The sequence below is a fragment of the Pseudonocardia sp. ICBG162 genome (assembly GCF_020496225.1).
Taxonomy (GTDB): domain Bacteria; phylum Actinomycetota; class Actinomycetes; order Mycobacteriales; family Pseudonocardiaceae; genus Pseudonocardia; species Pseudonocardia alni.
Genome location: NZ_JAHLJD010000031.1, coordinates 1313843 through 1337399, shown reverse-complemented (window position 1 = coordinate 1337399; position 23557 = coordinate 1313843). Strand labels below are relative to the sequence as shown.

At 74.5% G+C, this 23557-nt stretch carries 20 protein-coding genes; 12 read left to right on the top strand and 8 right to left on the bottom strand.

Annotation, left to right across the window (positions count from 1 at the left end; all coding sequences use genetic code 11):
* Positions 1-420 precede the first annotated feature (420 nt).
* Together KPL60_RS31235 and KPL60_RS31230 are read left to right on the top strand one after the other, a co-directional pair.
* Positions 421-897, top strand: coding sequence for a hypothetical protein (locus KPL60_RS31235; RefSeq protein WP_226354426.1), 477 nt, complete (start codon positions 421-423; stop codon positions 895-897).
* A gap of 669 nt (positions 898-1566) precedes the next feature.
* A complete protein-coding gene (locus tag KPL60_RS31230; RefSeq protein WP_226354425.1) occupies positions 1567-2802 on the top strand; it encodes a D-arabinono-1,4-lactone oxidase in 1236 nt (411 codons plus the stop codon).
* Between the two features lie 16 nt (positions 2803-2818).
* Here the strand turns inward: KPL60_RS31230 and KPL60_RS31225 are convergent, their stop codons facing one another.
* Positions 2819-4144, bottom strand: coding sequence for an amidohydrolase family protein (locus KPL60_RS31225; protein WP_226368030.1), 1326 nt, complete (start codon positions 4142-4144; stop codon positions 2819-2821).
* A gap of 1 nt (position 4145) precedes the next feature.
* Positions 4146-4790, bottom strand: a complete 645-nt coding sequence (locus tag KPL60_RS31220; RefSeq protein WP_226368029.1) for an NYN domain-containing protein — start codon at positions 4788-4790, stop codon at positions 4146-4148.
* 67 nt (positions 4791-4857) lie between these two features.
* Between KPL60_RS31220 and paaI the strand changes: the two genes are divergently transcribed.
* The gene (gene paaI, locus KPL60_RS31215) at positions 4858-5307 is read left to right on the top strand and encodes a hydroxyphenylacetyl-CoA thioesterase PaaI (protein ID WP_374228785.1); all 450 of its coding nucleotides are present in this window, start codon (positions 4858-4860) and stop codon (positions 5305-5307) included.
* A gap of 7 nt (positions 5308-5314) precedes the next feature.
* Here paaI and KPL60_RS31210 read toward each other — a convergent pair whose 3' ends face one another.
* From KPL60_RS31210 to KPL60_RS31195, 4 genes are all read right to left on the bottom strand, one after another.
* Positions 5315-6406, bottom strand: a complete 1092-nt coding sequence (locus KPL60_RS31210; protein WP_308016892.1) for a nitric oxide synthase oxygenase — start codon at positions 6404-6406, stop codon at positions 5315-5317.
* Positions 6407-7247: 841 nt separating this feature from the next.
* The gene (gene trmB, locus KPL60_RS31205) at positions 7248-8060 is read right to left on the bottom strand and encodes a tRNA (guanosine(46)-N7)-methyltransferase TrmB (protein ID WP_226368028.1); all 813 of its coding nucleotides are present in this window, start codon (positions 8058-8060) and stop codon (positions 7248-7250) included.
* The gene (locus KPL60_RS31200) at positions 8053-9051 is read right to left on the bottom strand and encodes a glycosyltransferase family 2 protein (protein ID WP_202417942.1); all 999 of its coding nucleotides are present in this window, start codon (positions 9049-9051) and stop codon (positions 8053-8055) included. Before KPL60_RS31200 ends, trmB begins: the two co-directional genes overlap by 8 nt.
* A gap of 65 nt (positions 9052-9116) precedes the next feature.
* Positions 9117-10082 carry a glycosyltransferase family 2 protein gene (locus KPL60_RS31195; protein WP_226354421.1) on the bottom strand — a complete coding sequence of 322 codons (966 nt, stop codon included), beginning with the start codon at positions 10080-10082 and terminating at the stop codon, positions 9117-9119.
* Between the two features lie 252 nt (positions 10083-10334).
* Here KPL60_RS31195 and KPL60_RS31190 point away from each other — a divergent pair, with 252 nt between their 5' ends.
* Positions 10335-11060 (top strand): hypothetical protein, encoded by a 726-nt coding sequence (locus tag KPL60_RS31190; RefSeq protein ID WP_226368027.1) that lies wholly within the window; start codon positions 10335-10337, stop codon positions 11058-11060.
* Entirely contained in the window at positions 11050-11328 is a 279-nt protein-coding gene (locus tag KPL60_RS31185) for a DUF6802 family protein (RefSeq protein ID WP_226368026.1), read from the top strand. Before KPL60_RS31190 ends, KPL60_RS31185 begins: the two co-directional genes overlap by 11 nt.
* 9 nt (positions 11329-11337) lie before the next feature.
* On the opposite strand, the gene KPL60_RS31180 is transcribed toward KPL60_RS31185, so the two are convergent.
* Both KPL60_RS31180 and KPL60_RS31175 read right to left on the bottom strand, forming a co-directional pair.
* Entirely contained in the window at positions 11338-11790 is a 453-nt protein-coding gene (locus tag KPL60_RS31180) for a hypothetical protein (RefSeq protein WP_226368025.1), read from the bottom strand.
* Between the two features lie 88 nt (positions 11791-11878).
* On the bottom strand, positions 11879-12463 hold the full coding sequence (locus KPL60_RS31175; RefSeq protein ID WP_226354417.1) for a TetR/AcrR family transcriptional regulator: 585 nt from the start codon (positions 12461-12463) through the stop codon (positions 11879-11881).
* A gap of 148 nt (positions 12464-12611) precedes the next feature.
* Between KPL60_RS31175 and KPL60_RS31170 the strand changes: the two genes are divergently transcribed.
* From KPL60_RS31170 to KPL60_RS31140, 7 genes are all read left to right on the top strand, one after another.
* Positions 12612-14231 (top strand): MFS transporter, encoded by a 1620-nt coding sequence (locus KPL60_RS31170; RefSeq protein WP_226368024.1) that lies wholly within the window; start codon positions 12612-12614, stop codon positions 14229-14231.
* A gap of 204 nt (positions 14232-14435) precedes the next feature.
* A complete protein-coding gene (locus KPL60_RS31165) occupies positions 14436-14789 on the top strand; it encodes a hypothetical protein (RefSeq protein ID WP_226368023.1) in 354 nt (117 codons plus the stop codon).
* Positions 14790-15176: 387 nt separating this feature from the next.
* On the top strand, positions 15177-17003 hold the full coding sequence (locus KPL60_RS31160) for a phosphoenolpyruvate carboxykinase (GTP) (RefSeq protein WP_226354414.1): 1827 nt from the start codon (positions 15177-15179) through the stop codon (positions 17001-17003).
* Between the two features lie 202 nt (positions 17004-17205).
* A complete protein-coding gene (locus tag KPL60_RS31155; RefSeq protein WP_226368022.1) occupies positions 17206-18576 on the top strand; it encodes an MFS transporter in 1371 nt (456 codons plus the stop codon).
* Positions 18577-18761: 185 nt separating this feature from the next.
* Positions 18762-20936 carry a carbon starvation CstA family protein gene (locus KPL60_RS31150; protein ID WP_226354412.1) on the top strand — a complete coding sequence of 725 codons (2175 nt, stop codon included), beginning with the start codon at positions 18762-18764 and terminating at the stop codon, positions 20934-20936.
* Positions 20933-21112, top strand: a complete 180-nt coding sequence (locus KPL60_RS31145) for a YbdD/YjiX family protein (RefSeq protein WP_073576102.1) — start codon at positions 20933-20935, stop codon at positions 21110-21112. The genes KPL60_RS31150 and KPL60_RS31145 overlap by 4 nt, the downstream gene beginning before the upstream one ends.
* Before the next feature lie 348 nt (positions 21113-21460).
* Positions 21461-23554, top strand: coding sequence for a hypothetical protein (locus KPL60_RS31140; protein ID WP_226368021.1), 2094 nt, complete (start codon positions 21461-21463; stop codon positions 23552-23554).
* Positions 23555-23557: the final 3 nt, after the last annotated feature.

Here is a 23557-nt window from a genome sequence, read left to right as displayed (position 1 = left end):
GTTCGTGACGCTCCGTCGAACTACACCCGTGTAGTCGACACCCCGCGGGCCGGACCGGCACGAAGGGGTGGTGACGTGGTCACGCACCGCCGCATGGTGGCCGCGACGTGCCGGATCTTGGTCGCCGGAGTCGATGCGAGGGTCTGTCGCCGAGGGCTTCCGACGCGCCGGACTCCGGGCCGAGGTCACCGACTGCTCCAGGAGGAGTCCGGATGAACACGCTCCGTAGACAACACGGAGAGTCCCGGACCGGTCACGCCACTCGTACGAGGGGACCTCGGAACCAGAACTGTCACCCCCGTTTCCCCTCTCGGGTGTCACCCGTTGACCGGGTGAGTGGGCCGAACGGCGGTACGAGATGTACGCGATACGGACCAGGCCGTGGGTCCCCACGTGTCAGGCGAGCAGGAGGTACGGCGGGTGTACGAGTTCGACAGCGCTGCGGGTGGCCTCGAGTCGTCGATCCGGGCGCGACGCGCCGCGCAGGAGAGCTGGCCGTTCCCCGGCCGGCACGAGTCGCACGACGAGATCCAGGAGGAGACGCCGATCTTCCACGCCCTCACCGTCGGGGGCTGGCGGGACGGCCGGCGGAGCGGGAGCGCCGGCAACGCCGTGCGCCGCGTCCACCGCGGCACCGTCCGCACGACCCGCCGCGGTGGCGCGGTCCGGCCGACCGGGGACACGGTCGCCGCGTTCCACGCCGAGGTCGCACCGGTCCCGGCGCAGCCGCTCGGCCACGCGCCGCAGGAGCAGGGCGACGACGCCTGGAACGCACCGGGCGACGCCGCCATGGTGATGCTGCGCCGCCGTCGCGACGCCGAGCGCGCCGCGGACCGGGCCGCGATCGCCCACCTGCTGGGCGGTGCCGGGCGGCACCGGCTGACCCGCACGGCCTGAGCGGCGTCCGAGCGACCGGACGGGCATCCGGCCCGGTCGCTCCGCCGGCACGGGCAGCGCGGTACGGCCGTTCGGCGCCCTTTCGGGACCGGATCGGCACGCGAGGCAACCACGACACCCCCGGAGCGTCCCGGGGAGTAGCCGCACGCCACAGGCGTACGGCCGCACGGCAGGACCGGTGGGGACCGGGAGCGCCGAGGACGCACCAGAACATCCCGCGGACACACCTTGGGACCGCGGGATGAGGTGACGACCGGCTGGGGAGCTGGGTCGTCAGCACGCAAGGCGAGGGCCGGGGCGATGGTCGGAGGGAGCCGACCACCGCACCCGGCCCTCGCGCGTGCGGAGGCCACCGGCGTGGCGCGCGCGACGCCGGTGACGCCGTCGGAGCCGACCGGAGCCGTGGGGAGCGCGGTTCCGGGCAGTACGACGGGGCCGAGTGCGGGACACCCTCGTCCCGGACTCGCGTGGCGACATGATCGCCACGGAGTGTGACCGTATCGGGCGGCCGTCCGGGTCACAAGAGGGCATTCGACGCAGCTTGCGCCGTCCCGTCCGGCACACCCGTCACCACGTTCACCGCCGTCCCACCGGACGGCCGTACGACGCGCCGCGACGCGTGCTCGAATCGTTCCGCACGGTGACCCACGGCGTTCTACCCTGCGAGGGATGAGCACCGATCCCGCCGCGACCGGCCCCCGGCGCACCGACCGCCCGCTCGACGAGGCCGGCGTCGTGACGGCCGTGCGACGGGCCGCGGAACGGGGCGCCACCGTCCGCCCCACCGGCGCCGGTGGCCGCGCCCCGGGACCCCTCGTCCGGACCGAGGACGTACTGCTCGACGTGTCCGCGCTGACCGGCGTCGTCGAGATCGGCGAGGACACCGTGCGGGTGCGGGCCGGGGAGACCGTCGCGGACCTCTGCGTCGCCCTCGCCGCCGCCGGCCGGGCGCTGGCCACCGTGCCCGACGCGCCCCGCGCCACCATCGGCGGCGCCACCGGGCTGGGCATGTACGGCGGCGCCCCCGCGGAGGGCTCGCTGTCCGACCAGGTCCGCGCCGTCCGGCTGGTCGACGGCCGCGGCACCGTCCGCGACGTCACCGGACCCGACCTCGACGCCGCCCGCTGCGGGCTCGGCGCACTGGGCATCGCGACCGCGCTGGAGCTCCGCACCGTCCCGCTCACCCGGCTGCAGGTGCACGAGCGCGCCGTCGGCATCGACGAGGTGCTCGGCGAGGACCTGCTCGGCGAGCACGCCTGGACCGAGTGCGACATCGCGGTCGGCCCGTCGGTGCACGCCGGGTCCGCGGTGCTGCGCTGGGCCGAGCCGGAGCCCGAGGCGACCGGTCCGGTCGAGCGCGCCGGCTGGGGGCAGGCGGTGTCGCGGCTGGCGTCGTCGTGGTGGTCCTCCGGGGTGGGGCTGCGGTCCGGGTGGCCGCCGCCGCAGCGCTGGGCGCCCGGGACGGCCGGGCCGCCGCACGAGGTCCTGCCGGACCCGCAGCCGTGGGACCCGGACCTGTCCGAGTGGGCCGTGCCGCGTGCCGCGCTCGGGACGGTCCTGCGCGAGCTGGGGGCCGCCGTCGCCGCGCGGGGGCGGGAGCTGCGTCCCGTGCGGGTGCGCACCGGACGGGCCGAGACCGGTCTGCTGCACCCGGCGTCCGGCCGGGACACCGCCTACCTGCGGCTGCGGACCCGCGGACCGGCCGAGGAGCCGGTCCGCCGGCTCGCGGGCGCGGTCTGCGAGGACGCCGACGGACGGCCCTGCTGGACCACCCGGCACGCCTGGGGGCCGGACGAGCTCGCCGTCGCCTACCCGGGGTGGGAGGCGTTCCGCGCCGTCCGCGACCGGTTCGACCCCGACCGCCGCTTCACCGACCCGCACCTCGCGGCCGTACTCGGCCGCTGACGGGGCGCGGGACCGCTCAGACCTGCCCGCGCAGCCGCGCCGAGATCGACCGCACCGCGGCGAGCGACGCCCGGCGGTCGGCCCGGGTCGGCTCGCCGGCGTCGATGACCTGCTCGCCGCCCACCCACACGTCGTGGACCAGGCGGGAGCCGCCCGCCCACACCAGGTTCGACACGAGCTGCGCGTCGTCCGACGGCGCGACGAACGCGGAGTCGTCGGTGTCGACGTGCACCACGTCCGCCCGCCGCCCGGCCTCCAGCGCGCCGAGGTCGTCGCGGCCGATCGCGTGCGCGGCGTCCGCGGTGCCCATGAGCAGCACGTCGGCGGCGGTGAGGGCGGCGGCGTCGTCGGCCCCGACCCGCGCCATCAGCCCGGCCAGCCGCGCCTGGTGCCAGAGGTCCAGGTCGTCGCAGGAGGCGGGACCGTCGGTGCCCAGTCCCACCCGGACCCCTGCCCGGCGCAGGTCCAGCAGCCGGGCGGTGCCCGCCGCGAGCTTCGCGTTCGAGCCGGGACAGTGCGCGACGGCGACGCCGTGCCGGGCGTAGACGGCGATGTCGTCGTCGGACAGGTGCACCGAGTGCGCGGCCAGCACCCGACCGCCGAGCGCGCCGCCGGCGTCGAGCATCGCCGGGACGGAGCCGTGGGCCTCGCGCACGTGGGTGTCCTCGCCGCGGGACTCCGCGACGTGGGTGTGCACCAGCGCACCGCGCTCGCGGGCGGCCGCGGCGACCGACTCCAGGGCGCCGGGCGGCAGCGTGTAGGCCGAATGCGGGCCGTAGCCGAGCTCGATCCGGCCGTCGTCGTCGGGGATCACGCCGCGGGCGTCGATCCGGGCGGAGACGTCGTCGCGCATCTGCTCCCAGGTCCCGAGCCGGTCCCAGCCGGGCGCGGCGATGATCCCCGGGGTGAGCACGGCCCGCGAGCCCGCGGTGCGGACGGCGTCGGCCAGGGCGTCGGTGAAGAAGTACATCTCGACGCTGGTGGTGCAGCCGGTCCGCAGCAGGTCCAGGCAGCCCGCGAGCATCCCGGTGTGCACGTCCTGTTCGGTCAGCAGGCCCTCCGCGGGCCACATGACCTCGGTCAGCCACGGCATCAGCGGCAGGTCGCCGCCCATCCCGCGCAGCAGCGACATGGGGGTGTGGCAGTGCGTGTTGACCATGCCGGGCATGAGCAGCCCGGGCAGCGGCCGCACCACGGCGTCGGTCGCCGGCGCGTCGGAGGCCGTGCCGAAGAACGCGATCCGGCCGGTGTCGTCGACGTCGAGGACCGCGTCGCGCACGACCGGGAAGCCGGGTGTGCAGGGCAGCGCGACCGGGGCGGTGAGCCGCTGGAGGACCGCCATGTCAGCGGCGGTCGAGCAGCGAGCGCAGCGACCGGAACGGCGGCAGCCAGGCGCCCTCGTCGGGCAGGGTCTCCAGGGAGACGCGGGGCAGCGGCTCGCGGAACACGCCGTCGATGTCCTCGAGGTCGAGGAACGACAGCGTCTCCGAGGCCAGCGCGAACCCGGCGTACTCGCGGAAGCCGATCACCGTGACGTCGGTGCCGACCTCGATGAGCTTCTCCAGCGGCTCCCGGAACGCCCGCCCGTCCCCCGAGGCGACGACGACGTGGCGCAGCCTGCCCTCGGCCGAGCGCATGCCGATGTGGACGAGCATGTCGTCGTCGACGTCGGAGTCCTCGCTGGTCTTCGGCTTGGCGAAGACGGCGAAACCCACGTTGCGCAGGGCCTCGACCCAGGGCCGGACGATGTCGATGCTGCCCGGGGCGACGTTGGTGAACACACAGGCCTCGGCCTCGGCCTCGGGGCCGGCGAGGTCGAGCAGCCAGCGGCCGACGGCGTCGAACCGCGGGCGGTAGGCCGAGGTGGGGCGGGCACCGAGCAGCGAACCGAGGCTCATGTCCATGTTGGGCGCGTCCCACACCAGCAGCACGCGCTCCTGCGGGCCCGTCGGAACGCCGCGTCCGTGTTGCCCCGTCCCGCTGCTCATGCCGGGGAGCCTAGCCGCCGTCGCCCCGCCCGCCCGGCCCGGCGCCCACGCGGGTGAGACTGTCCCCATGGAGAACCCACCGGCCGCGCCGGACCAGGTCGCCGCCCGGACCGCCGCGATCATGCGCGACGGCGACCGGGCGAGCCGTGCGGCGGGCGTCGACGTCGTCGAGGTCGCCCCCGGACGGGCGACGGCGACGATGACCGTGCGCCCCGACCAGGTCAACGGGCACGGGGTCTGCCACGGCGGCTACCTGTTCCTGCTCGCCGACACGGCGATGGCCTACGCCTGCAACTCCTACGGCGTCTCCGCGCTGGCCAGCGGCGCCGACATCGCGTTCCTGCGCCCGGCCCGCGAGGGCGACGTCCTCACCGCCGAGGCCGTCGAGCGCGCCGCGAGCGGCCGGTCCGGGCTCTACGACGTGACCGTCCGCACCGCCGACGGGACGGTCGTCGCCGAGTTCCGGGGACGCACCCGGCAGGTGCCGGGCCTGAGCCCGGTCGCCGCCCGTCCCTGAACGGCCCTCAGCCCTGGTCGTCGCGGGGCCGTAGGCCGTGCGGCTCCAGGAACGCCGGCCGCAGCTCCGGGTCGGGCTCGTCGTAGTAGCGGTGGAAGACCGGGGTCTGCGAGCCCGACATCGGCGGCACGATCCAGCTCCAGTCGGCCGGGCAGCGCCGTCCCGCGGCCTCCTCCTTCGCCAGGAAGGTCATGAACCGCTCGGCCTCGCTGTGGTGGTCGGCCATGGTGACGCCGTCGGCGTCGAAGGAGTAGGTGACCGCGCGGACCAGCTCGACCATCGCCCGGTCCCGCCACATCGTGCGCACCGACCGGGTGTCGAGCCCGAGCCGCTTCGCGATCTCGGGCAGCAGGTCGTAGCGGTCGGTGTCGGCGAGGTTGCGGGCGCCGACCTCGGTGTCGAGGTACCAGCCGTTGAACGGGGCGGCCGGGTACACGACCCCGCCGATCTCCAGCGGCATGTTGCTGATGGCGGGCACCGAGTGCCAGCGCAGCCCGAGCCGGGCGAACCACGGGTGCTCGGGGTGGCGCAGCGGGACCTCGTGCACGGCGTCCGGCGGGACGTCGAACAGCCGGGACCGCCCGTCCGGGCCGGTGATCAGCAGCGGCAGCACGTCGAACCGGCCCGCCGGCTGCGGCCGCGGCCACCCCATCCCGACGACGTGGTCGGTGAAGTCGGCCTGCCCCGGGTCCCCGGTGACGGTGCCGTCGGGGTTGCGGTGCCCGGCGTAGCGGACGAGCTGGTCGTTGCGGATCCGCGGGCCGGGACGCCCCGGGGCGTCCGGCGCGAACACCGTCATCGTCGAGCGGATCTTCCCGCCGCGGGTGGCGGCGCGCAGGTGCCCGACGCTCTCCTGCGCGATGTCGGCCGGGTCGTGCAGGTGGCGCAGGTCGCGGACCTGCAGCGACTGCCAGTACAGGCGCCCGATGCAGCGCGCGGAGTTCCGCCACGCCACCCGGGTGCCGAAGACCAGCTCGTGCGTGGTGTGGGTGTAGGTGCCGACCCGGTCGATCTCGGCGCGGACCTGGCGCAGCCGCTCCGGCAGCGGGACGCCCGGCTCGGTCTCGGCGTACACCTGGCGCAGGAACTCCTCGGCCACGGCCGGGTCGACCGGGGCGGGGTCCCGCTCGTCGGCGACGCCGGGGGGCGGCGGGTGTCCGCCGGAGCGTCCGTGCCCGGTGACCGGGCAGCCACCGGTGCCCTCGGCCGGGGGCGCGACACGGCTCCCGGTCGACGGCGCGCCACGGCCGTCCACCGGCGGTGCGGTGCGGCCCTCCGCCGGGGGTGCGGTGCGGTTCTCCCCCGGGGGCGCGACGCGGACGACCGTGGTCGCGGCGCCCGGGCCGTCGACCCGGGTGAGGACGTGCTCGCGGCTGCCGGCGGCCGGGCGCTGCGATCCCGGGGCCGGGGTGGTGCCGGAGCCCGGGGTGGCTCCGGGGGCCTGGGCCGTTCCCGGGACCGGGGTCGCGACGGTCGCGCGCTCCGGCAGCGGCGTCGCGACCGTGGCCCGCTCGGCCGGGGCCTGCGGGTCCCGCAGCGGCCCGGACCCGCCCGGCCTCTGCTCCCGCGGCTGCCCCTGTTCCCGCGACGGGCCCTGCTCGCGTGGCGGAGCCTGCCGCACCCGCGACCGGTCGACGACGGTCGTCGCCTCCACCCCGGGCCGCGCCACGGCGGTGGTGGCCTGCACGGGGCCCTCGACCGGACCGACCAGCGGGACCATCGACACCGACCGGCCGGACCGCTCCGCGCCGGACTCCCCGGACACCGGGCCGGGACCCTGACCCGGACCTGACGGGGCGCCCGGCGGCGGGCCCGTCATCGGGCGGGGCGTCGGGCTCGGCCGGAAGCCGGGCGGTCGGTCGACCGGCCGCTTCGGTGCCGCGGGAGCGGGGTGCGAGTTCTTGCCGTGCTCCACCGTCGTCACGGGCGTCCTTCGGGGGTCACTCGGGTGGGGATCCGGGTCGGGGGTGCTCCCGACCGTAGTCGGTCACTCTCCGTGTGTCACCGGTGCCGGGGGCGTGGTCGGCGACGTACAGCAGGTCACGAACCGGTCGTCCCTCCAGCCGGGCCCGGTCCTCGAACTTGGTGACCGGACGCCACGACGGACGGTCCTGCCAGCCGTCCGGACGGAGCGGGAAGCGGTCGTCCGGGCGCAGCGACGGCTCCGCGGAGACCACCCGGCGCATCTGCTCGGCGTAGTGCGGCCAGTCGGTGGCCAGGTGCAGCAGTCCACCCGGGCGCAGCCGTGACGCGGCCAGCGCGGCGAACTCCGGCTGGATCAACCGGCGCTTGTGGTGCCGCCGCTTGGGCCACGGGTCGGGGAAGAAGATGCGCAGACCGTCCAGCGACGCGGGCGGGACGACCCGGGTCAGGAGCTCCACGGCGTCGCCGCGCAGCAGCCGCTGGTTGGTCAGGCCGCCCTGCTCGATCCGCATGAGCAGCTGGGCCAGGCCGGGCTCGAAGACCTCGACGGCCACGTGGTCGATCCCCGGCTCGGCCGTCGCGAGCGACGCCGTCGTCTCACCCATGCCGGACCCGATCTCCAGCACGAGCGGCGCGGTCCGGCCGAACGTCGCCGCCGGGTCCCACACCCCGGACGCCACGACGTCGTCGACCTCGGAACCCCACGTCGACCACAGCCGGTCCCAGGCGGACTGCTGGCCCTCGGAGAGCCGGACACGCTGGTGGACGTAGGAGCGGATCCGGGTGTCGTGCGGGTGCGGGGTCTCCGGGGCGGTGGCCCGGTCAGGCACCGGTGTTCCGGCCCGCGGGCAGCCGCACGTGGGCGGTCGCGCCGGGCAGCCGGCCGCGGACGTAGCCGGCGGCGGTGACGCCGAAGCAGGCGACGATCGCGGCGGCGGAGGCGGCGTTGCGCTCCTTCGCCTCGCGGATCACGCCCGCGGGCAGCACCTTCATCGTGTAGCTGCTCTCGGTGGACAGCGAGTCCCCGGTCCCGACGACCTTGGACACGGCGGCCTTGGAGATCCCCTCGGCCCAGCCGCGGCGCAGCAGGTAGCGCCAGGAGACGCGGTCGTCGGACACCCGGTGGTCGACGGCGGCGCGCGGCTCGAACAGGATGCGCGGGTTCCGGCCGTCGGCGACGTAGGCCTGCCGGGCCCGGATGCAGAGCTCGGTCTCCTCGCAGCCCAGCGGGTTCTTGCCGATCCGGCCCATGTCCTCGGCGAACCCGCCGACGCGGGTGAACACCTCGGCGCGCAGGGACATGTTGCAGCCCATGAGGTTGCGCATCTCGGCGCGTTCGGTGGGCTGGCCGGTGTAGGTGCAGCCGACGACCCAGTCGAGCTCACCGGTGGCGTTCGGGTCCCCGGGGGCGGCTCCGGGCAGCGTCCGCGGACGCCCGTCGGGCCACTTCGGGTGCGCGACCCCGCCGACGCCGATGACGTCCGGGTCCTCGTACGGGGCGAGGAGCGCGTGCAGCCAGCCGGGGCGGGCCGCCGCGTCGTCGTCGAGGAAGACGACGACCTCACCGGAGGCCAGCTCGACCGCGGTGTTGCGGGCACCCGACAGGCCCTGCTTCTTGTCGTTCGCGACGACGACCACCCCGAGCGGCCCGAACTCGCGTTCGGCCCGCTCGCGTAGGCGTTCGTTGTGGTCGACGACGACGATCGTCTCCAGCGGGGTCACGTCCTGGTCGAGGACCGAGTCGACGGCGGCCTTGATGTCGAACCAGCGCTTCTCGGTGTAGACGCAGACGACCACGGTGGCGGTCGGCAGGGCGCTCACGGCGTTCGGGCTCCTCATGCTGCGGGATCCGGCGGGGGCTGCCGGAACGGGCGGCGCCGTGGGGCCTAGCGGGCGTACCCCGAGGCCTTGCGGCGCTGCTCCATGCGACGGTGCTCGGCCATCAGGGTACGCAGCACGCGCGTGCCGTCGGCGAAGGTCCGCAGGTTGGTCTCGCCGAACATGCGCTCGCGCTCGACCGACGGCACCTCGGTGATCGTCAGGTCGGCGGCCGCGACGCGGCAGTTGAGCACGGTCTCGATCTCGAAACCGTCGCCCCAGAGCATCGAGCCGTCCTCGGGCTGCGGCGCCGCCGGGTCCGGGAGCTCGAGCTGCGGGAGCAGGTCGGCCCAGAAGGCGTTGTAGCCGTAGCAGAGGTCGGAGTACCGGGTGCCGAACAGCCGGTTCGCGACGGTGTTCAGGCCGGCGTTGCCGGACTTGCGCAGCAGCGTGATGTCGTCCGAGCCGCCGCCCTTGCAGAACCGGCTGCCCTTGGCGAAGTCGGCGCCCTTGACCAGCGCGTTCACGAAGGCCGGGATCTCGTTCGGGTCGGCCGAGCCGTCGGCGTCGAACATGACGATGACGTCACCGGTCGCGGCGGTGAAGCCGCAGGCCATCGCGTTGCCCTTGCCCTTGCGGGTCTGGGTGATGACGCGCGCCCAGGGCAGCGTGCGCCGTGCGACGGCGACCGTGTTGTCGGTCGAGTTGCCGTCGACGACGATGACCTCGTGCACGGCCGGGCGCACCGCGGCGATGGCCGGCAGCACGATCTCCAGGTTCCGGGCCTCGTTGCGGGTCGGCACGATCACCGACACCGCCGGGTTCGCGCTGCGGCGCGGAGCCGGGCGGGGCCGCGGGCGACGGAAGCCCTCGGGTCCCTCCGGCTGCGGCGCCAGCGGAGCGCGCCCGCCGGGTCGGGCAGGGCTCGCCGGGAACGGCGACTGTCCGGCACCGGCACCGTTCTGACGCCCGGGGCGCGCGGGGGCGCTCGCATCGGGCGTGACGGTCGGGCGGGCGGGCGTAACGGCGCTCACACTTCCTCCATACAGGTCCGCTTACTCGTCCAACGACGCGATCACGGTCCGGTTGCGGTTCTGGTGTCGGGCGTCTTCGGTATTGCCCGATCAGTGGACGTCCCTGGAGCCCGTGGGGTTGCCCCGGTCGGCTGATTCGTCCGTGTCCACGCTGCGGTTCAGCCTTGCCCATGAGAAGGGACGACGATCACCCGGGTCCGCTGCGCAGTCCTACGGATCCGTCCCGGACCGGTCCCTCCGACACTGTCCGGCATGGACCGGGAACCGCTGTCGGGCAGCATCGGACCGCCGCTGCGCACCGCGCTCGACCAGGCCCGCGCCGATCTTCTGGCGACGTTGTCGGTGCAGGTCGACGGCCTGGCGGCGGACGCGGCCCGGCGCGCGGGGCGGGCCGGCGACGTCCGGTGGTGGACGGCCGCGCTCGACGGTCCCGCCCGCACCCTCGACGACGCCTGGGCGCGCCGCAGCGGACCGGTCCTGCGCCGCCGTGCGGCCGCGGCCGCGCTACGACATCAGGGCGCACACGTGACGCATGTCACTCACGGTCCGTCACCGTCGTGTGGCGGGGCTCTCGTCGCCGCGGCGGCCCGGGCGCTCGCCGTCGCGCCGGGCCGGGAACGCGGGGCGTGGTCCGGGGCGGTCCTGTCCGGATCGGCGGTGTCGGTGCTGTCGCTCCTCGTGGCCGGCGCGCGGCTGCTCCCGGCCGCGGGCCCCGGGGTGCTGCCCGCCCTCGCCGGGCTCGTCCTGCTGGTGGGCGCGCTCGTCGCGGCCCGGGTGCGGGCGGTCCGCTCCACCCGGGACCGTGCGCTGGCCCGGCGGGTGCGCGACGCGGTGCTCGTCGCCGCGGACCGCGAGCTGCTGCGGTGGATCTCGGACGCGGAGCGGTCGCCGACGGGGTGGGCCCTGCCGCGGCGGGCGCCGCACCCCATGCGCCCCACGGAGGAGCGCCCCACCGGGGAGCCGGCCCGTGCGTCCTGAGCCGCCGGTACCGGTCGGGAGCACGGTCCTGGCGGGCGCGGTGGTCGCGGCGGCGCTGCCTGTCCCCTGGTGGATGCGGGTGCCGCGGGCCCGCTCCGGCGTCGTGGGGTCGATCCCGGTGTCCGGGCCCGCCGCCCGCGACGCCGACGGCGACGGCGTGGCGGAGACGCTCGTCGTCGACACGGGGCGGGGCCCGGAGTTCTGGACCGACCTCGACGGCGACGGTCTCGCCGACGCCGTGACCGGTCTGCCCGGCGACCCCGGTTGAGTCCCGGGGTCAGTCCTCCGGCTGGTCGGCCGGGGCGCGGCCCTCGCCGTCGGTGCTCGCGCCGCGCCGGAACCGGCCGACGCCACGGCGCTGCTCGGCGATGGAGCGGTCGATGTCCGCGGACACCTTCTGCTGGCGGCGCCGCTCGCGGATGCGCAGCAGCACGAGCATCGAGACGCCGTAGGCGATCCCGACGATCAGCAGCACGGCGCCGATCTTGAACACGATCTGCTGCACGCCGGTGATGCTTTCGATGTCGATCACCGAGATCATGCCGAGGACGCCGAGGGTCAGCAGGTGGAACAGCACCACCAGCAGCCGGTTGATGGAGTGCGACGTCTCCGTGTTCTGGAAGACGTCCTCCAGGAACGGCTGCCCGGTGCGCAGCAGGATCTGGCCCACGACCACCGTGATCGCCACTCCGACCACGACCAGTGCGAGATAGCCGCCGGTTCCCTCCACAGTGGGCCCCTCCCCGTGCGTGTGCAGGGTTGGAGACTACCCCGCGCGACCGGTTCGACGCGCTCTGCGCGCGAGGTGTTCATCCGTTTCAGGAGCGGGCGGCGAGCAGCTCCCGCAGTGTGTCGAGCAGCTCGTCGGTCGACACCCCGCCGGTGAGCGGCGCGCCGGTCAGCGTGCGCAGGTAGAGGCCGTCCCCGACGAGCTGCACCAGCCAGGCCACGACCGGGTCGTGGATCTCCTCGCCGAGCGCGGCGAGCCCGTCGGCGTCGACGTCGGCCAGCGCGCTCCGCGCGGCCTCCCCGGAGGTGGTGCCGTCGGCGATGCGCAGGGTCGCGAGGTAGGTGCGGGTCAGCCCGACCGGCGAGGTGTTGCCCGGCATCGAGGTGCGCAGGTAGTAGGCCACGGTGCCCGCCGCGTCCGAGCGCATGAGCTCCGCGTCCCGGGCGCTGCGTTCGCGCAGCCGCTCCAGCAGGCCGCCGACCAGCGATTCCTTGGAGTTGAAGTGGTAGAGCAGCCCGCCCTTGGACACCTCGGCCGCCGCCGCCACCGCGTCGAGGGTGGCGCCACCGGGCCCCTGCTCGATCAGCAGCGTCTCGTATGCGTCGAGGACCCGGTCGCGGGCCGAGCCCGGTCCCCGTGTCCCCGCGTTCCGTCGTTCGGAGTGGGACGCCATGGGCGAAGCCTAGTGCCCGTGCCCCGCCTCACAGTCCCGGCCGGGAATGGACTGTACCGTCTGGACGGTATAAAGATGTACCGTCCGGACGGTAAAGCTGCGTCCGGATCAGGGCACCACGGGACGACGAGTACGAGGGAGAACGGCGATGTCACGGCCGGAGGTCGGCGCAGGGGACGCGGCGATGGACAGGGGCGGGCCGGACGTGGCGCCGCGGCCCGGGCCGCGCGCCTGGCTCGCGCTCGCGGTGCTCGCCATCCCCACGCTGCTGGTGTCGATCGACAACACGGTGCTCGGCGTGGCGCTGCCGGAGCTCTCGGCCGCGCTCCGCCCGGACGCGGCGACGCTGCTGTGGGTCGTCGACATCTACCCGCTGGTGCTCGCCGGCCTGCTGGTCACCATGGGCACCCTCGGCGACCGGATCGGCCGCCGCAGGCTGCTGATGATCGGCGTCGCCGGCTTCGGTGCGGTCTCGCTGCTCGCCGCGTTCGCCACCTCGGCCGCCCAGCTCGTCGCGGCGCGCGCCCTGCTCGGCGTGTTCGGCGCGATGCTGATGCCCTCCACGCTGGCGCTGCTGCGGTCGGTGTTCCTCGACCGGACCCACCGCAGGCTCGCGCTGGCGATCTGGGCGACCGGGTTCGCCGCGGGCGCGGCACTCGGCCCGATCGTCGGCGGGCTGCTGCTCGAGCACTTCTGGTGGGGCTCGATCTTCGTGATGAGCGTGCCGCCGATGGCGCTGCTGCTCGTCGTCGCGCCGCTGGTGGTGCCCGAGTCGCGGGAGACCGAGCCGGGCCGGCTCGACCTGGTCGGTGTGGTGCTGTCGCTGCTGACGATGGGACCGCTGGTCCTGGCCCTCAAGCTGGCCGGGTCCGCGGGCGGGGTGACGCCCGCCGTCGTCGCGTCGGTGCTGGTGGGTGTCGGCTCCGGGGCCGCGTTCGTCGCCCACTACCGGCGACGCGTGCGGCGCGGCCTGGACCCGCTGATCGACCTGGAGCTGTTCGCCCGCCCCGTGCTCCGGCACAGCGCGCTGGCCAACGCCACCACCATGTTCGGGCTCACCGGGCTGCTGTTCTTCTCCGCCCAGTACCTCCAGCTGGTCGTCGGGTACTCGCCGCTGCAGGCGGGCCTGCTCCTGCTGCCGGGCTTCGTGGTGACGGTCGTGGCCGGGCTCGCCGCCGCGCGGCTGGCCCGCCGGTTCGCGCTGCACCAGCTCGTCGCGACCGGGCTCGCGCTCGTCCTGACCGGCTACGTGGTCTGCCTGTTCCTCCAGGTGGACTCGGCGGTCGTGCTGCTGATGACGGCCGCGGTGCTGATCGGCGCGGGGATCGGGCTGTCCGAGACCGTCACCAACGACGCGATCCTCGCCGCCGCCCCGCCGGAGAAGGCCGGCGCCGCGGCCGCGGTCTCCGAGACCGCCTACGAGGTCGGTGCGGTGCTCGGCACCGCGCTGGTCGGCGGGGTGCTGTCCGCGGTGTACCGGGCGGGTGTCGTGCTCCCCGACGGGACGCCGTCCTCGGCCGGGGAGACCCTCGGCGGGGCGGCGGACGTCGCCACGACGATGCCCGCCGACACCGCGGCGGTCCTGCTGGCCTCCGCGCGGGAGGCGTTCGTGCACGGGGTGGACGTCGCGTCCGGGGTGGCGGCGGTCGCCGTCGCGGTGGTGCTGGTGACGGCCGGGCTCGGTCTGCGCCGCGCGCACCGGGACGTCCTGGCGGCCGGTGCCTCCGCAGTGGACGCCGACGCCGGGCACGCGGTCGCGCGCCGCTGACCGCTCGTCGCGGGGTGTGAGCATCGGGTGACCACCCGTGACGGTCACGGGTGACCGTCCGGCCGCCCGGACGGGTGGTTCCGGCGACGCGCGGCCCCGTCGGACGCTCGTTCGGCGGATCCGGTGTGCCCCGGCTGGTTCACTACGGCTCGTCCGCGGCGACCGGTGCCGGTTGCCGGTGCCGACTCCACACGGGAGACAGCCGTGCCGTACGAGGTGGTCAGCGCCTACACCCTGGTGCTCGGGGAGCACCCCGGTGACTCCGTGGACCGCGACGCCGGGGATCCCGGCACCGAGGACCACGACGCCGTCCCGGCCCGCCCGGAGGTCTCGGTCCACACCACCGCCGAGGACGCCTGGCGTGCGCTCGACGCCGGCGTCCGTGAGCGCTGCGGGATGCGGCCCCGGCCGCGCCGGCGGATCGACCCGGACGCCGTCGTCCGGCTCGCCGACGCCTGGCGGGCCGGTGATCCCGGCACGCGCTACTGGCAGGTGACCGCGCACCGGCTGCCGATCATGGTCCCGGAGCTCGCGCGCGCCGTCGCCTCCGCGCGCTGACCACTTCCGTTCCTGAAAGCCCTAAGTGGGTTCCGGGAATGCGTTGAAACGGTCGCTTCCGGCCTGCGGGTGAATTTCCGCGACGCTTCTCCCGGAATGTGTGTGCCGATGTCACGGATCGTCGCCGAATCGGTCACCGGGAACAGGTTGCGTTCGTGTGACATGCCTGTCACCTGGGCGGACATCGCCGTCGTCCGTCGGCTACTGGATCGATTTACATGATCGGTGCTGTGCCTGACCTCTCAACTCCACCCATGGGTGGCGCACTATTTCGCAGGTAGCCTCGGAAACCACCTTTTCCCGTCTGGGCCCGTTGCCGACTCCGGTCGCGGGCCCGTCGTAGTTCCCCCGGTGACGGGCCGGGGCCGGCGAGGAGAACAGGACGACATGACTGCAGCGACCGTTCCGGGCACCGACAAGGCACCGACCACCAACCAGGGCGTCGCGGCCTGGGTCCAGGAGATCGCCGAGCTGACCGCCCCGGACCGCGTCGTGTGGTGCGACGGTTCGGACGAGGAGTGGACCCGGCTCACCGACCAGCTGGTCGAGCAGGGCACCATCGTGCGGCTCGACCCGGAGAAGAAGCCGAACTCCTTCTACGCCGCGTCCGACGCCGGCGACGTCGCCCGCGTCGAGGAGCGGACCTTCATCTGTACCGAGACCGAGCGCGGTGCCGGGCCGACCAACAACTGGGTCGCGCCCGCCGAGATGAAGCGGACGATGACCGAGCTGTACCGCGGCAGCATGAAGGGCCGGACCCTCTACGTGGTCCCGTTCTGCATGGGCCCGACCGACGCCGAGGACCCGAAGCTGGGCGTCGAGATCACCGACTCCGAGTACGTCGTGATCTCCATGAAGATCATGACCCGGATGGGCGCGCACATCCTGCCGCTGCTCGACGAGGCCGGTGACCGCTGGGTCAAGGCCCTGCACTCGATCGGCGCCCCCCTGGCCGAGGGTCAGGCGGACGTCCCGTGGCCGCACAACGAGGACAAGTACATCAGCCACTTCCCGGAGACCCGGGAGATCTGGAGCTACGGCTCCGGCTACGGCGGCAACGCCCTGCTGGGCAAGAAGTGCTACGCGCTGCGCATCGCCTCGGCCATGGCGCACGACGAGGGCTGGCTCGCCGAGCACATGCTGATCCTCAAGCTGATCAGCCCGGAGGAGAAGGCCTACTACGTCGCCGCCGCCTTCCCGAGCGCCTGCGGCAAGACCAACCTCGCGATGCTGCAGCCGACCGTGCCCGGCTGGCGCGCCGAGACCGTCGGCGACGACATCGCCTGGATGAAGTTCGGCGAGGACGGCCGGCTCTACGCCACCAACCCCGAGTTCGGGTTCTTCGGCGTCGCGCCGGGCACCAACTGGAAGACCAACCCGAACGCGATGCGCACCATCGAGGCCGGGAACGCGCTGTTCACCAACGTCGCGCTGACCGACGACGGCGACGTGTGGTGGGAGGACCTCGAGGGCGACCCCCAGCACCTGACGGACTGGAAGGGCAACGACTGGACGCCCGACTCGGACGCCAAGGCCGCGCACCCCAACTCCCGCTACACCGTGCCGATCGACCAGTGCCCGGTCGTCGCGCCGGAGTGGAACGACCCGAAGGGCGTGCCGATCTCGGCGATCCTGTTCGGTGGCCGTCGCAAGACCACGGTCCCGCTGGTCACCGAGGCCCGCAGCTGGCAGCACGGCACCTTCATGGGCGCGACGATGTCCTCGGAGAAGACCGCGGCCGCCGCCGGCACGGTCGGTGAGGTCCGCCGCGACCCGATGGCGATGTTGCCGTTCCTCGGCTACAACGTCGGCGACTACTTCGCGCACTGGGTCAACACCGGCAAGGGCGCGGACGCGGACAAGCTGCCGAAGATCTTCTACGTCAACTGGTTCCGCCGCGGCGAGGACGGCCGCTTCCTGTGGCCCGGTTTCGGTGAGAACAGCCGCGTCCTGAAGTGGTGCATCGAGCGCCTGGAGGGCAAGGCCGCCGCCGTCGACACCCCCATCGGGTTCGTGCCGACCGCCGACCAGCTCGACCTCGACGGTGTCGACGCCGAGCGCGCCGACGTCGAGGCCTCGCTGGCCGTCGACGTCGAGGAGTGGAAGGCCGAGATCCCGCTGATCGAGGAGTGGTTCGCCAAGATCGGCGACGACAACCTCCCGACCTCGATCCGCGACGAGTTCGAGGCACTGAAGCAGCGCCTCGGCGCCTGACCCACCGCGGCCCCGGCCGCGCGAGACCCACGGAGCCCCCGCACGCCGTCCGGTGTGCGGGGGCTCCGTGCTGCGTGCCGACCACACCGGCGTCGTCAACGAAAGTGTTGATTCGTGCGCTGCGGTGTGGTTTGTTCGTCGCGTCCGTTTCCGGAGCCCGCGGGTGGCTCCGACCGGCTCGACCACAAAGGAGTGGCACGGCATGGACGGGACCCCTGCCCCGGGCGCGACGACGCTCGGCACGCAGCCCTCGGGCGCCGCCACCTCGACGCGCGCCGCCGCAGGTAGCTTCATCGGCGGCGTCGTCGAGTGGTACGACTTCTTCATCTACGGCACCGCCGCGGCGCTGGTGCTCAACGACGTCTTCTTCCCCGACGCCGACCCGGCCGCGGGGACCCTGCTGGCGCTCGCGACGTTCGGGATCGCCTACCTCGCACGACCCGTCGGCGGCATCGTCTTCGGTCACATCGGCGACCGGATGGGCCGGCGGGCGGCCCTCGTGGCAACACTGATGTTGATGGGCGTCGCGACGTTCCTCATCGGTGTGCTCCCGACCCACGCGGCGATCGGGGTGTGGGCGCCCGCGATCCTCGTCGTGCTGCGGCTGGCCCAGGGCCTGGCCGCCGGCGGCGAGCTCGGCGGTGCGTCGGCGCTGGCCGTCGAGCACGCGCCGCCCGGGCGTCGCGGGTTCTTCGGGGCGTTCGCGATGTCCGGCTCCTCGGCCGGGATCGCGCTGGGCTCCGGGGTGTTCGCCCTGGTGCTGACCCTGCCCGAGGACCAGTTCCTCGCCTGGGGCCGGCGGGTGCCGTTCCTGCTCAGCGCGCTCGTCGTGGTGGTCGGGTTCGTCATCCGGCGCAAGGTGCCCGAGCCCGAGGTCTTCGTCGACGCCGTCGCCGACCCCGCCGCGGGCCCCGCGGCCACGGCGCCGGTGCAGGCCCGCCTGCCGCTGCTCGGCGTCCTGCGCACCTACGCCCGGCCCGCGCTGGTCGCGGTGGTCGTCTACTCGGCCCAGGTCATCGCGTTCTACCTGGTCACCGTGTACTCGGTCTCCTACGCCCGGGCGAACCTGGACGTGTCGGTGCCCGCGCTCGTCGTCTCCGCGGTCACGCTGACCACGCTCGCCAACATCGCCATGAACCTGGTGTGGGGCGCGCTCTCGGACCGGGTCGGCCGCCGTCCGGTGCTCATCGGCGGGGCGATCGTCCAGGCCGTCTTCCTGTTCGCGTTCTTCGCGGTGCTGCCGAGCGGGAACTTCCTGCTGATCCTGGCCGCGATGCTCGGGACGCTGTCGTTCGGGCAGGCCGCGATCGTCGGAGTCGTGCCGGCCTACTTCTCCGAGATGTTCGGCACGACGGTGCGGGTCACCGGGATCGGGCTCGGGGTGGGGGTCGCGTCGATCGTCGGCGGGTTCACCCCGCTGGTCGCCGCGGCCGTCGCCGGTGCCGGGGGTGGCTGGGTGCTGATGTCGTCCATCGCGGCCGGGGTCTGCGTCGCGGCCTGCGGCGCCGTACTGCTCCTGCGGGAGACCCGCGACCTCGACATCACCCGGATCGGGGAGGACTCCCGGGGCTGAGCGGCGCACCACGTCACGGGGTCCCGTCCGCCGTCCCCCGCGGACGGGACCCGGGTCGAGACTCGGTAACGGCGTTCCCACGACCGGTGACAGCGAACGTTGCTCGACGTAACGTGCCCGACCGGGCCGGCTCCACGACGGCGTCGGTCGCGCACGGTGCACGAGCAGGGGGCGGCATGGTCACGATGGAGCGACCGGGAGAGCCAGGGGCCGGGGGGACGGGCACGGCCCGTCGTCGCGACCCGAAGCAGATCGCGATCTGGGTCGCGGTGGCGGTGGTGGGGGCGATCGCCTGGTCGATCGTCGCGTTCACCCGCGGCGAGCAGATCTCCGCGGCCTGGCTGGTGTTCGCCGCGGTCGCCTCCTACGCGATCGCCTACCGCTTCTACTCCCGCTTCATCGCCCATCGCGCGCTGCGCGTGGACGACACCCGGGCCACCCCGGCCGAGCGTCTCGACGACGGGCAGGACTTCCAGCCCACCGACCGCCGGGTGCTGTTCGGCCACCACTTCGCGGCCATCGCCGGCGCCGGCCCGCTGGTCGGCCCGGTGCTCGCGGCGCAGATGGGCTACCTGCCCGGCACGATCTGGATCATCGTCGGTGTCGTGTTCGCGGGCGCGGTCCAGGACATGGTCACGCTGTTCTTCTCCACCCGCCGCAGCGGGCGCAGCCTCGGCCAGATGGCCCGCGAGGAGATCGGGCCGGTCGGCGGGACGGCGGCCATCGTCGCCGTCCTCGCGATCATGGTGATCCTGCTGGCGGTGCTGGCGCTGGTCGTCGTGCAGGCCCTGGCAGACTCGCCGTGGGGCACGTTCTCGCTCGCGATGACGATCCCGATCGCCCTGTTCATGGGCTTCTACCTGCGCTACCTGCGACCGGGGAAGATCATCGAGGTCTCGGTGGTCGGCGTCGCGCTGATGCTGCTGGCCATCGTCGGCGGCGGCTGGGTGCAGAACTCGTCGTGGGGCGAGGTCTTCCACTTGACCGCGAACCAGCTGACCCTCGCGCTGGTGGTCTACGGCTTCGCCGCCTCGGTGCTGCCGGTCTGGATGCTGCTCGCGCCGCGCGACTACCTGTCGTCGTTCATGAAGGTCGGCGTGGTCGTGCTGCTGGCCGCCTCGATCCTGCTGGCCTGGCCGTCGCTGCAGATGGACGCGCTGACCCGGTTCGCCTCCGACGGGCAGGGCCCGGTCGCGGCGGGCTCGCTGTTCCCGTTCGTCTTCATCACCATCGCCTGCGGTGCGCTGTCCGGGTTCCACGCCCTGGTCGCCTCGGGCACGACGCCGAAGCTGATCCAGAAGGAGTCCCAGATCCGGGTCATCGGCTACGGCGCGATGCTCACCGAGTCCTTCGTCGCGATCATGGCGCTGGCCGCGGCCTGCATCCTCGACCCCGGCCTGTACTTCGCGATGAACATGCCCGCGACGGTGCTCGGGCCGACCGTCGAGACCGCCTCCGCCGCGGTGCAGCAGATCGGATTCACCATCTCCCCCGCCGACCTGACCGCGGCCGCGCAGGCCGTGGAGGAGCAGACCCTGGTCGGGCGCTCCGGCGGGGCTCCGACGCTCGCCGTCGGGCTGTCGACGGTGTTCTCCCAGGTCTTCGGCGGCGATGCGATGCGCGCGTTCTGGTACCACTTCGCGATCATGTTCGAGGCGCTGTTCATCCTCACCACGGTGGACGCCGGCACCCGCGTCGGGCGCTTCATCCTGCAGGACACGATCGGCAACGTCTGGCCGCGCTTCCGCGACACGAGCTGGCGGCCGGGCGCCTGGATCTGCAGCGCGGTCATCGTCGGGGCCTGGGGCTACCTGCTCTACGCCGGCGTCAACGACCCGCTGGGCGGGATCTACCAGCTCTTCCCGCTGTTCGGCATCGCGAACCAGCTGCTCGCGGCGGTCGCGCTGGCCGTCTGCACGACGCTGCTGATCCGCACCGGCCGGGCCCGCTACGCCTGGATCACGCTGGTGCCGCTGGTGTTCGACGCCGTGGTCACGCTGACCGCGAGCTACCAGAAGATCTTCTCCGACAACCCCAAGCTCGGGTTCTGGGCCCAGCGCGACCAGTACCAGGCCGCCCTCGACGCCGGGAAGACGAGCCTGGGGACCGCCAAGACCGTCGAGGCGATGCAGAAGGTCGTCGTGAACACGACCGTCGACACCGTGCTCACCGCCCTGTTCGCGGTGCTCATCGTGATCGTGCTGGCCGACTCGGTCCGGGTGTGGGTCGCCGCGCTGCGCGGACGCCCGCTGCCCGGCGGCTCCGAGGACCCGTACGTCGAGTCCCGGATCCAGGCGCCGGCCGGGCTCATCGCCACCCGCGAGGAGCGCGAGCTCGCGCGGACCGGGGGCTCCGGATGAGCCGGGTCCGGGCGTTCTGGACGTTCCTGCGCGAGCTCGCCGGGGAGCGCGACTACGAGCGGTACCTGGCCCATCGGGCGGCCCACCATCCGGGTGCGCCGGTGCTGGGCGAGCGCGAGTTCTGGCGGGAGCGGACCGACCGTCAGGACCGCGTCCCGTCCGCCCGCTGCTGCTGACCCGGGTATTTCACTCCGATGGAGCAGTGCCCGGACGGACTCGGTCACCCACTGTGGACGGCGGAGGGTGCCGAAGGGGGCGTCGTTGCACGGTGTCGACGAGATCGGCCCAGCGTGGCGCCCCAGCAGGTAGCCTCTCGCGGGGAACCGGGGACGTCCGAGTGGACGAACCCGCACCCGTCGTGTGCCCCGAACGGGACCCGGCTCCGTCGCTCGTCGTGACGGTGGCCGACCGGTCCCGGCCGGAAAGTCGCGGCGGAGGCGGAACACCGGGCCGTCCACGGCGATACACACCGTGAACGTCGTCCCCGGGGCGACGACACAGGTACGGCGGAGGTGTGAGGCGAGATGCTGGACGTCCGGGTGTCCGAGGACACGGACATCGACGCGCTCGTCGCGTTCGTCGAACGGCTGGCGTCGGCCGGCCGCGGCGGCGCGGCACCGCGGACGGCGGCGGCGCGGATCACCGGCGACGTGCGCGCCGGCCGGGTGCCCGCCGGTCTGCGGACCCTGTCGACCGCGCTGGGGGCCGCGGCCCCGCCGCGCCCCGAGGAGGACCCCGCCCACCCGTCGACGCTGCTCGGCGTGGTGGCCGAGGAGCCGCTCGTCGTGCTCTCCGACACCAGCCCCGGCGAGCTCGCCAGGGCGCTGGCCGAGCTGACCGGCTACGGCATGCGCGTCCTGCTGACCGGTGCGCCCGCCGAGCGCGTCGCCGCGGTGCACGACGCGCTGCCGGCGAGCGTCGCGGGCCGCGTCGCCACGTCGTTCCCGGAGCTGCCGGTCCCCGAGCTGCAGCGGCTGCGCCGCCTGCTCGCCCGGGTCGGCGCCGACCGCGCCGCCCGGCGCGGCCAGCAGCTCCCCGACGCCGACGGCATGCCCGACCCGGCCGACGTCGCGGGCTGCTGCGAGCGGGCCGGACGGGTCGTGGCCGGAGCCGAGACCGGTGAGGCCCGGATCGTCCCCGGCCTGCTGCGCGACCTCGACGCCGACCGGCGCGGGGCCGTCACCCAGGTCGCCCGCTGCGTGCTGCGCTCGCTGGAGTCCATCGCCGCGGCCCCGGACGCCGACCGGCTGCGCGAGGTCGTCGGCCGCCTGGTCCACCAGGGTCTGCGCGCCGAGTTCGAGGCGCTCCAGGGCCACTCCGCCCGGCAGCGCGACGACCGCGCCCGCTACGCCGCGGGGCCCGCGATCGAGATCGTGGAGCCGCTGCCCCAGGGCGGCGCCGACGTGGTCCGCCGCTACCTGGACTTCCTCGACTCCGGCGGCCGGACCCGGTCCTACTTCCGCCCGCAGGAGCAGAAGGACGCCGAGCCGCACCTGCGCCGCTTCCGCGTCGCCGGTGAGGCCCCGCAGAACTACGACCACGTGGTCGCGATCGTCCACCACCTCGACCTGGCCCGCCGCGACGACGAGATCGCACGGCTGTGCTCGGTGCTGGGGCTGCCGATCCCGCGGGACCCCTCCGAGCTGCCCGCGCTCACCGACACCCTGGACCGGGTGGCGGCGACCGCACGGTCGGTCGGCGCGCTCCGCCACGACGTGCTGTTCCTGCAGCAGGACTCCCCGGTCTCGGTGCCGGACCTGGCCGCCGCGGAGCGGGTCGCCCGCGCGATCGTCGACTACGACGAGCACGGCGACCCCGCCGAGGCCGCCGACGAGCTGGAGCGCCTGGCCGCCACCTGCGCCGACCGGGTGCCCGACGGGGCACGGGCCCCGGAGCACGAGGCCGTCGTCGCGGCGCTGCGGGCGCACGACCCGCAGGCCTACACCGACGCGTGCGAGGAGCTCGACCGCGCCCGGCGCGAGGTCGCCGACCGCGACGAGCTGGACCGGCTGCTCGGCGAGCTCGCCGGGACCCATCCGCAGCTCGCCGAGACCTGGGCGGCCGACGCGGGCCGCGGCGTCCCGGGCTTCGGCCTGGTCGTCGCCGAGCCCGTCGACGACGTCCTCGGCACGCTGCCCCCGGCGGACACCGCCGACCTGGTGGTCGTGCTGGGTGCGGGTGCGATGCAGGCCGACGGGCTGCTGCTGACCGCGGCGGCGCCGCGGATGCTCGCCGTCGTCGGGGACGAGCCGCGGGCCGCCTCGTCCGGGACGACCCTGCTCGAGGTGCTGAACCAGGCATCGGCGCGGTTCCTGCGCGGCACCGGGGACCGCACCGCCGCCGTGCGGCCGGACCCCGCGGTCCCGGTCGTCCCGCCGCTGTCGTCGGTGCCCGCCGCCCGTACGGCCGCGGAGGCACCGGAGGTCCCGGTCGCCGTCCCGGCGCAGGCCGGACCGGTCACCGCCCACGAGGCGGTCGAGACGCCGGTGCCCGCACCGCGCCCGGCCCCGCGCGGGTCGGACACGGCGCCGCGTGACGACGCGCCGTCCCGCCCGTCGACGCCGTCGGCGATGGCCCCGGGCCCGCGCCCGGCCGTCACGGGCGGCCGGGAGGACTGAGCG

What these genes read in the sequence shown, in the direction of transcription:
- KPL60_RS31220 (WP_226368029.1), bottom strand. Translation starts at nt 4,790, where the DNA reads ATGAGCAGCGGGACGGGGCAACACGGACGCGGCGTTCCGACGGGCCCG.
- KPL60_RS31150 (WP_226354412.1), top strand. Translation starts at nt 18,762, where the DNA reads ATGGAGCGACCGGGAGAGCCAGGGGCCGGGGGGACGGGCACGGCCCGT.
- KPL60_RS31175 (WP_226354417.1), bottom strand. Translation starts at nt 12,463, where the DNA reads ATGGCGTCCCACTCCGAACGACGGAACGCGGGGACACGGGGACCGGGC.
- KPL60_RS31225 (WP_226368030.1), bottom strand. Translation starts at nt 4,144, where the DNA reads ATGGCGGTCCTCCAGCGGCTCACCGCCCCGGTCGCGCTGCCCTGCACA.
- KPL60_RS31145 (WP_073576102.1), top strand. Translation starts at nt 20,933, where the DNA reads ATGAGCCGGGTCCGGGCGTTCTGGACGTTCCTGCGCGAGCTCGCCGGG.
- paaI (WP_374228785.1), top strand. Translation starts at nt 4,858, where the DNA reads ATGGAGAACCCACCGGCCGCGCCGGACCAGGTCGCCGCCCGGACCGCC.
- KPL60_RS31170 (WP_226368024.1), top strand. Translation starts at nt 12,612, where the DNA reads ATGTCACGGCCGGAGGTCGGCGCAGGGGACGCGGCGATGGACAGGGGC.
- KPL60_RS31230 (WP_226354425.1), top strand. Translation starts at nt 1,567, where the DNA reads ATGAGCACCGATCCCGCCGCGACCGGCCCCCGGCGCACCGACCGCCCG.
- KPL60_RS31160 (WP_226354414.1), top strand. Translation starts at nt 15,177, where the DNA reads ATGACTGCAGCGACCGTTCCGGGCACCGACAAGGCACCGACCACCAAC.
- KPL60_RS31190 (WP_226368027.1), top strand. Translation starts at nt 10,335, where the DNA reads ATGGACCGGGAACCGCTGTCGGGCAGCATCGGACCGCCGCTGCGCACC.
- KPL60_RS31155 (WP_226368022.1), top strand. Translation starts at nt 17,206, where the DNA reads ATGGACGGGACCCCTGCCCCGGGCGCGACGACGCTCGGCACGCAGCCC.
- KPL60_RS31140 (WP_226368021.1), top strand. Translation starts at nt 21,461, where the DNA reads ATGCTGGACGTCCGGGTGTCCGAGGACACGGACATCGACGCGCTCGTC.